We start from the raw sequence: 1,572 nt of genomic DNA on the forward strand, positions 1-1,572 counted from the left end.
CCTCGCTGCGCCAGCCGCCGGCGCGCAGCCGCGCGCTGGCGGCCTCGACCTGCTTCACCGCACCGAGGATCAGCGCCCAGGTCAGTTCGCAGGTCGCGCTCTTCGACGGCCCCCATTCGGTGTGGTGCACCGGGATGCCGCGCGCCTGCAGTGCCTCCTGGTCAAGCGCGTTGTTCCGCGTGCCGGTGTACGCGAGGAAGCGCAGCTTCGGCAGCTGGGCCAGCAGCTCGGCGCCGAACGGCGTGCGGTCGCGCATCAGCACGATCGCATCGGCGTCGCGCAGCGCGTCGAGCAACGCGTCGCCGCGCAACGGCGCATGGTGGATCGTCACATCGGCGGCCGCGTCGATCGCGCGCCAGTCGCCGAGCCGACGGAAACTGCGCTCCCAGTCGTCGAGCACGACGATGCGCGGCCTCGTCATGGCCGCGCCAGCGCCGCCAGCGCCTTCAGGTCGGCCGCGCCGCCGACCTGCCAGCAGGCGCGGATCAGCTCGCTCGTCTTCGCCGCGCCGAGCACCGCATCGGACAAGCCGTGGAACTTGGCCTCGAGCGCCGCATCGCTCATCGGCCGCTGCAGCGAGCCGATCGCGTGCTCGACGAACACATGCACGCGGCGCCCGTCGCGCAGCACCGCGGTCACGTCGGCGCTGGCCTCGTCGATGCGGTCGTCGACCGTGGCAACCACCTTTCGGCGCAGCGCCACCATGTCGGGACGCGTCACCACCGCGTCGGAGAACTCCTCCTCGGCCGCGTGGCCGAACACCAAGCCGGCCGCGCAGCCGTGGTACACGCTGAACTTGCCCTGCAGCCCGTCGGCCGGCTCCTTCTTGCCGGTCAGTTCGAGCACCAGCGAATGCACCTTCAGCTCGATGCGCTCGACGTCTTCCGCGCGCACGCCCTGCTCGCGCAGTTGCACGCAGGCGTCGATGCTCGGGTGGATCACGATGCCGCAGGCGAACGGCTTGTAGCTGTTGAACGAGATCTCGAAGCGCTCGCCGAGCTCGTCGGTCACCTCGTTCCAGGCGCACTTGGTCGACACCACCTGCGCGAAGCCGCGCGGCGCCTCGATCGCCCTCGGGCTGCTGGTGAAGCCGTGGCGTGCGAGCAGCGCCGACATCAGCCCGGCGCGCGCTGCCGCCCCCGGATGGAACGGCTTGGTCATCGTGCCGAACTGCTCGCGCAGCCCGACCGGCTGCGACGCCGCGATGCCGAGCGCCATCGCCGTCTGCTGCACGTCCAGCCCCAGCAGGCGCGCGCAGCCGGCGGCCGCGCCCAGCATGCCGGTGGTGCCGGTGATGTGCCAGCCGCGGTCGTAGTGCTCCGGGTAGACGGTGTTGCCGAGGCGGCAGGCCACGTCGATGCCGATCACCAGCGCGTCGATCAGCGCGCGGCCGCTCGATCCCTGGTGCTCGGCCAGCGCGAGCAGTGCCGAGGCCACCGGCCCGGCCGGGTGGATGATGGTCTTCAGGTGCGTGTCGTCGAAGTCGAAGGTGTGCGAGGTGATGCCGTTCACCAGCGCGGCGCTCGCCATGTCGACGCGCTCGCCGCGGCCGAGCACGGTGGCCTGCGGCGC

General features: G+C 71.9%; 2 protein-coding genes. Both read right to left on the reverse strand.

Annotated features, from left to right (window positions below; all coding sequences use genetic code 11):
* The coding region (locus tag ACXJLU_RS33280) for a Rossmann-fold NAD(P)-binding domain-containing protein (RefSeq protein WP_489742424.1) at positions 1-421 on the reverse strand (421 nt) is incomplete at its 3' end.
* The coding region (locus ACXJLU_RS33285; protein ID WP_457337998.1) for an MmgE/PrpD family protein at positions 418-1,572 on the reverse strand (1,155 nt) is incomplete at its 5' end. The genes ACXJLU_RS33285 and ACXJLU_RS33280, both read right to left, overlap by 4 nt.

Source organism: Rhizobacter sp. P5_C2 (assembly GCF_054049715.1).